The following is a 6,604-nucleotide window of genomic DNA, read 5'->3' as shown; positions in this document are numbered from 1 at the left end:
CCGGAACCAGCTGGTTCCGGGGCCGCCCCTTTCGTCTGCGGGTCAGGTGTGGATCCTGACGGTGGGGGCGAGGTGCTCGGCGCCGGTGATCCGGGAGCCGAGGGCGATGACCCCACCGAGCTGAGGCAGGGACGCCAGCGGCGCGAGGTCGTGGACCGCTGCGGCGGGGGAGCTCATCAGGTACAGATCACTCAGGCCGGGGAAGGCCCGTGCGACGGCGTCCAGCGGTACGGACGCGTCGTGGAAGTCCAGAACCAGGAACGTCGTCCGCGGCAACCGCAGTGATTCCGGCACGCTCCTCAAGCTCCCCGCGGTCACGAAGAGGCTTCCGAGCTCGTCCATGGAGGCGATCGCACCCCAGTCCTCGGCGGACAGATCCACGGCACTGTCGATGTCCAGCGACGTCAGGCCGGTGAGGTGGTGGAGGAAGGCCGGTCCTCCCTCGGCGCGCCCGAGCAAGGTGAGGCTCTTGAGCCGGTTCCGGGCAAGAAGAGGGGCCAGGAGCCCGACGAGGCTCCCCGCGGCCCGGAGGTGCTGCGCGCCTTCGATCGTCTCGCGCAACAGGGCCATGCCGTCGCGGGTCAGGCCGGCCCGGAGATCGAGTCTTGCCGGGCGCATCCCGAGGCGTACGACCTCGGCGGCCTGCTCGTCCGACCCGAGCGTGAAGTCGAGGTCGGCCGGGTCGAGCCGGGCGATGATCTCCTCGGCGTACCGCACGGTCTCGAACCGCGACCACCCCCACATCAGCTGGGAGCGGACGGGCAAGGAGGTGTGCTCCGTGAACCGGGCGAGATACGGCAGTGAGGCGTCGTCCATGATGTGGGTCGCCGTGGTCGTCACTCCCAGCGCCGCCTCGTCGTCCAGACCCTCGGGCCCCGGCAGCAGGTCCAGGACCGCCCGGCCCGCCGCCGCCAGCTCCCGCGCCTCCTCGGGGCCGTGCGGCGGGCTGACCTCCGCCGTCCGCGCCAGGATCCGCCCCCTGATCTCCGGCGCCACCTCCGTCGCGTGGTCGAGCGCCGTCGCCGCCACCACCAGGACACGGAGCCGGGTGCGGCGGCCGGGTGCCTCGTCCGCCGCCTTCAGCAGTTCGTCGAAGATCTCCGCGCACTCGCGCGGGCGCGCGTGCCCGACGGCCATGCGGATGACGTCCTCCCACTGGTCGTCCGCCGCGTGCCGGACGAGGACGCCGATGTCCCAGCGGTCCACCAGGGCCTTCGCCGCCAGGTAGTCCTGGAAGGTGCGGTGGACGAAGTCGACCGTGTCCGCGGTCGGCTCGCGCAGCAGGCCGCTGCGGTGGAGGAGGTGGGTGAAGACCGCGCCGGGGTCGTAGCCGGCGGCCTCGGTGATCGCCGGCACCGCTTCCCGTACGACCGACTCCGCATGCGCGCGGTCCATCGCCGTGCGGCCGTTGAGGGTCAGCCAGTAGGCGAGGCGTTGGATCAGCTGGATCTGGGGGGCGTCGCCGAGATCGATGCCGTACGGGGTCCCCATGTCCCGCTCCCGGTCCCTGCGGGAGAGCAGCATGGCGAGCGCCGCCTCGTACAGCGCCTTGCGGCCGCGGGGCAGGAAGCCGCGCCGTCCGTGGTGCAGGGCGCAGATCAGGCCGCACATCAGGGGGCTGGTGGCGAGCTGGGCGACGTCCGCCGTCGTGCGCAGGGCGTCGAGGAGGGGCTGCTCGTACGGCGCCGCCGCCGGCCCGGCGGCCCGGTGCCAGCGGCGGACGAAGGTGGCGACCTCGGCGGCGGACATGGCGGCGAGGGTGAGCTCGGCGAAGCCGTCCGACGCGAGCCAGTCGTCGCTCACGGCGGTGGGGCGGGAGGTCACGAGCCAGCGGTTGCCGTCGTAGGCGTCGAGGAGGTCGCGGAGCCAGCGGCGCGCGCGGTCGCGTTCGGCCTCGGGGATCTCGTCGATGCCGTCGACGAGGACCAGGCCGCGCCCGGCGGCGAGGACGCGGTCGGCCCAGCCGTCGGGCGGGGAGAGCGGGCAGTCGACGGCCGAGAGGAAGCGGTCGGGGGAGGGGAGCCGCTCGCCGTGCCGGGTGAGGGCGCGGAGGGGGAGGACGAAGGGGATGCGGTGGTGGAGGTACGCCATGTCGTCCGCGTTCCCGTCGCCGGCGGGGGCGTCCGCGCGTGCGGCGGAGACCGCCAGCCACTGGACGAGGGTGGTCTTGCCGGAGCCGGCCGCTCCGCGCAGGAGCACCTTGTCGTGCCGGGCGAGGATCCGGTCGGCGCGCCCGCCGAGCGGGGCGCCCGGGTGGACGGCCGCGCGGATGTCGGCGTACGCGGCGGTGCCCGTGTCCAGGCCCGCCCACGGGTTCTCCCGCGCCGGACCCCCCGTCGCCTCCAGCGACAGGTACGCCACGTCCAGCGGCCACTTCTCCGGTGCGTCCCGCAGGTCCACCCCGTAGATCGTCAGGCGGCCGTGCTTCTTCGCCAGGTGGGCCAGGTAGCGCCGCTCGAACTCCGCGTCCCGGGCTTCCGCCCGGGGCACCCGGCGGATCACCTCGTCCAGCTTCGCGATGAGCTCGCTCTGCCCGCGGGTCTGTTCCACCAGGCTGCGGGCCACGAACGTGGAGCGCTGGGTGAAGAAGTCGAGGATGTGGAGGCAGGCCCACTCGGTCATCGACTCCAGATAGCGGACCGAGTCCGTCGACAGGCCGTCCGGTGCCGGGGCCGCCGCGCGCAGGCGCAGGGCGAGGGCGGTGTGGCCGAGGCGGACGGCCTGGACGTCGTCCATGTCGAGCTCGCCGAGGGCGAGCAGGGTCGTGGCGAGGGCGTCGGTGACCGCCTCGGTCTCGTCGGCGGGGAAGGGCCGCTCGCCGGGCCCTTCCGCGGACCGGCCCACCAGCGTTCCCGCCAGCTTCCGGACGTCCTTCTCCGTCAGCGTGCGCTTCTCGCCGCGGAAGGAGACCAGGGAGGAGAGCCGGACCTTCTCCGACCGGCCCGTGAGGCCCGCCCCCGGACCGTCGCTGACCAGCAGTTTTCTCAGGATCGGGCCGATCGCGGCCGAGGCGAGGCGCGTTCCGATGAGTGCCGGTTCCATGTGTGTCCCCCCGTAGGTCCCCGAAGCGGTCAGCGTAGTGCGGGACGGCCTTCCGGACGGCTCGGTCGCGTGACCCAGGTCCCATTGGGAGCCGGTGCCTGGTGACAAGGCGCACAGGGGTTTTGAGGGGTACTAACCGGAATAGTGGCGACCTTTGGTGTCGATTCGGGACGTTCAGGAGAGAACCGTCGGGACTTTGGTCCCCAGGGGTCCCGAACCGGACGCCGGACGGCGTTTTGCGCGGTTCCGGTTCCTCGTGACATGCGGATAAACCGGTTCTCTTGTGCCGGTATGTCCGATTTCGAAGGCAGCCCCGAGGGCCGTCAAGGGCTGAACTTCCCCGGAGATCGCTACGACCCGATGTCGTAGATGGGGTGTTTTGGGATGGCTGGGGGTCCGGGTTACCAAGGATGAGCAAGCCCGACGCAGAGCACCGTTCGCGTCGGGTCCCGTACTTCCCCGGAGGTTTCCCCCGTATGTCGAAGCGCATGAACCCCGCCGCCCGTGTCACCGTCGTCGCTCTTGCCGCCGCCGGCCTGGGAGCGACGATGGTGACCGGAGCTGGGTCCGCCTTCGCCGCCGAGGGCAAGGCCGTCACCGCCCCGGTCGCGATCACCGCGTCCGCCGCCGTCGCCGCTCAGGCCGACGCCCAGGCGCACGTCGCCGCCCAGGTGAAGGCCGCCGCCGCGAAGGCCACGGCCGTCAAGCAGGCCGCCGCCGTCAAGAAGACCGTCACCGTGAAGCCGGTCGCCGCCAAGAAGGCCCCGTCCTGGGTCAAGCCGGTCACCGCGTACACGCTGAGCGCCAGCTACAACCAGGGCGGCGCCATGTGGGCCCACAAGCACTCCGGCCAGGACTTCGCCGTTCCGGTCGGCACCCCGGTCAAGGCCGCGGGCACCGGCACCGTCGTGAAGGCCGGCCCGAACGGCGGCGGCGACGGCCCCGCGTACGGCAACGCGATCGTCGTCAAGCACGCCAACGGCACGTACTCGCAGTACGCCCACCTGTCGAAGATCAAGGTGCACATCGGCCAGAAGGTCCTCGCCGGCCAGCAGATCGCCCTCTCGGGCAACACCGGCAACTCCTCCGGCCCCCACCTGCACTTCGAGATCCGTACGACCCCGAACTACGGCTCCGCCGTGAACCCGGCCGCCTTCCTGCGGTCCCACGGCGTCTCCATCTGAGCCGTACGAACAGGCTGAGCAGTACCGACAGGCTGAGCCGTACGAACAGGCTGAGCCGTACGAACAGACCTCATGAGGCCCGGTGGGCCTGATTGAGCAGATCGAGGGCGACCTCGAGGGTGGCCCTGTGCTTCTCCTCGGGGTCGCCCTCGAGGTTCTGCATGAAGAACGTGCCCGCGTGGAGCGTGAAGATCGCGCTGACGCAGCGCACCTGGTCCACCATCGCGAAGTCCGGCTCCTGGATCAGCCCCGTCAGCGCGAGCATCCGCTCCTTGAAGGTGAGGCCGACGCTCAGCTCGCGGACCGTCGCCTGGTTCTCCTGCATGAAGCGGAAGAGCGGGGCCGCCGCGCGCAGTGCCACCTGGTAGCGGCGCAGCACCTCCTGCCGGGTCTCCAGGGTCCGGGGCTGCTCCTGGGCCCAGGCGATCAGGTCGTCCATGGGCCGGGTCAGATCCTCGAAGATCCCGACGAGGATGTCTTCCTTGGTCTTGAAGTGGTAGTAGAGCGCCGCTTTCGTGACGTCGAGGCGTTCCGCGATCTCGCGCAGGGAGGTCTTCTCGTAGCCCTGCTCGGCGAAGAGATCGAGGGCCACGTCCTGGATGCGCTGGCGGGTGTTGCCTCGGGCCATGACTGCCCTCCACTTTCCAAAGAACTTACTTGACGACCGGCAAGTTACGGGTCTACCGTCCCCAGTGTAGTAACTAGCCGGGCGGCAAGTAAGGGATGAAGATGACGACGCAAGCCACAGCGACACCGGCACAGGGGGAGACGGAACCGCAGCCGCGCAGCGTCCGCGTCGTCCTGCTCGCCCTGATGATCGCGATGCTCCTCGCGATGCTGGACAACATGATCATCGGCACCGCGATGCCGACCATCGTCGGCGAGCTCGGCGGCCTCGAGCACCTCTCCTGGGTCGTCACCGCCTACACCCTGGCCACCGCCGCCTCGACCCCCCTGTGGGGCAAGGTCGGCGACATGTTCGGCCGCAAGGGCGTCTTCCTGACCTCGATCGTGATCTTCCTGATCGGTTCGGCGCTCAGCGGCATGGCACAGGACATGGGCCAGCTCATCGGCTTCCGCACGATCCAGGGCCTCGGCGCCGGCGGCCTCATGGTCGGCGTGATGGCGATCATCGGCGACCTCATCCCGCCCCGCGAGCGCGGCAAGTACCAGGGCATGATGGCCGGCGTGATGGCCCTCGCCATGATCGGCGGACCGCTGGTCGGCGGCACCATCACCGACCACTGGGGCTGGCGCTGGTCCTTCTACATCAACCTGCCGCTCGGCGCCGTCGCCCTCGCCATGGTCACCACCGTTCTGCACCTGCCGAAGAAGAAGCGCGCCACGGGCACCCGGATCGACTTCCTCGGCGCCGCGCTGCTGACCGTCGGCATCACCGCGATCGTCCTGGTCACCACCTGGGGCGGCACGGAGTACGCCTGGGGCTCGGCCACCATCGTCGGCCTCGCGGTCGGCGGAGCGCTCTCGCTCGCCGCCTTCCTCTGGGTGGAGACCCGCGCGAGCGACCCGATCATGCCGCTGCACATCTTCCGCAGCCGCAACTTCACGCTGATGTCCCTGATCGGCTTCATCACCGGCTTCGTGATGTTCGGCGCGGTCCTCTACCTGCCGATCTTCCAGCAGTCCGTCCAGGGCGCCTCGGCGACCAACTCCGGTCTGCTGCTCCTGCCGATGCTGCTGTCGATGATGGTCATCTCGCTGGTCGTCGGCCGCTTCACCACCAGCACCGGCAAGTACAAGATCTTCCCGATCCTGGGCGGCGTGCTCATGACCGTCGGGCTCTTCCTGCTCTCCACGATGGACACCGACACCTCGCGGCTGATCTCCGGCGTCTACATGGCGGTCCTCGGCGCCGGCATGGGCTTCCTGATGCAGATCACCATGCTGGTCGCCCAGAACAGCGTCGAGATGAAGGACATGGGCGTCGCCTCGTCCTCCACCACCCTCTTCCGGACGCTCGGCTCCTCCTTCGGCGTCGCGATCATGGGTGCGCTCTTCACGAGCCGCGTCCAGGACGAGATGGCGGCGCGCGGCGGATCCGGCCTCACCGAGCGGACGGCCCAGCTCGACGCGGCCAGCCTGGCCAAGCTGCCGGAGGCGCTCCGCGAGGCCTACCAGCACGCGGTCGCCACGGGCACGCACGGCGCCTTCCTGGTCGCCGCCGCGGTCTCCGTCCTCGGTCTGGTCCTCGCCTTCTTCGTCAAGGAGGTGGCGCTGCGCGGCGCCGGTCCGGCGACGGCCCCGAAGGCCGCCGAGGGCGACGAGAAGGTGAAGGTCGCCGAGACGGTCTGATCACCTCGCGAGAGGTACGCGTGCGTCGGCGGTGGGGCCGGTCCTGAGCCAGGACCGCCCCCACC

The 6,604-nt window shown here is 70.7% G+C and carries 4 protein-coding genes; 2 read left to right on the top strand and 2 right to left on the bottom strand.

Annotated elements, in window-relative coordinates:
* Positions 1-42: 42 nt before the first annotated feature.
* Positions 43-3,042, bottom strand: coding sequence for an NACHT domain-containing protein (locus ACFQ79_RS39790; protein WP_383593082.1), 3,000 nt, complete (start codon positions 3,040-3,042; stop codon positions 43-45).
* A gap of 476 nt (positions 3,043-3,518) precedes the next feature.
* On the opposite strand from ACFQ79_RS39790, the gene ACFQ79_RS39785 reads away from it, so the two are divergent.
* Complete coding sequence (locus ACFQ79_RS39785; RefSeq protein ID WP_383593080.1) at positions 3,519-4,226, top strand: M23 family metallopeptidase; 708 nt, start codon at positions 3,519-3,521, stop codon at positions 4,224-4,226.
* A gap of 70 nt (positions 4,227-4,296) precedes the next feature.
* On the opposite strand, the gene ACFQ79_RS39780 is transcribed toward ACFQ79_RS39785, so the two are convergent.
* Positions 4,297-4,854: a TetR/AcrR family transcriptional regulator gene (locus ACFQ79_RS39780; RefSeq protein ID WP_383593077.1), complete on the bottom strand. Its 558-nt coding sequence runs from the start codon at positions 4,852-4,854 to the stop codon at positions 4,297-4,299.
* A 101-nt stretch (positions 4,855-4,955) separates the two neighbouring features.
* On the opposite strand from ACFQ79_RS39780, the gene ACFQ79_RS39775 reads away from it, so the two are divergent.
* Entirely contained in the window at positions 4,956-6,539 is a 1,584-nt protein-coding gene (locus tag ACFQ79_RS39775) for an MDR family MFS transporter (RefSeq protein WP_383593074.1), read from the top strand.
* Positions 6,540-6,604 lie beyond the last annotated feature (65 nt).

Source organism: Streptomyces sp. NPDC056480 (assembly GCF_042795405.1).
In the GTDB taxonomy this organism is placed as follows: Bacteria; Actinomycetota; Actinomycetes; order Streptomycetales; family Streptomycetaceae; genus Streptomyces.
Note: the sequence above shows the minus strand (reverse complement) of the source record. Positions and strands in the feature narration are given on the sequence as shown.

Excerpts from the sequence above, each read along its gene's own strand:
- ACFQ79_RS39790 (WP_383593082.1), bottom strand. The coding sequence starts at position 3,042 with ATGGAACCGGCACTCATCGGAACGCGCCTCGCCTCGGCCGCGATCGGC.
- ACFQ79_RS39785 (WP_383593080.1), top strand. The coding sequence starts at position 3,519 with ATGTCGAAGCGCATGAACCCCGCCGCCCGTGTCACCGTCGTCGCTCTT.
- ACFQ79_RS39780 (WP_383593077.1), bottom strand. The coding sequence starts at position 4,854 with ATGGCCCGAGGCAACACCCGCCAGCGCATCCAGGACGTGGCCCTCGAT.
- ACFQ79_RS39775 (WP_383593074.1), top strand. The coding sequence starts at position 4,956 with ATGACGACGCAAGCCACAGCGACACCGGCACAGGGGGAGACGGAACCG.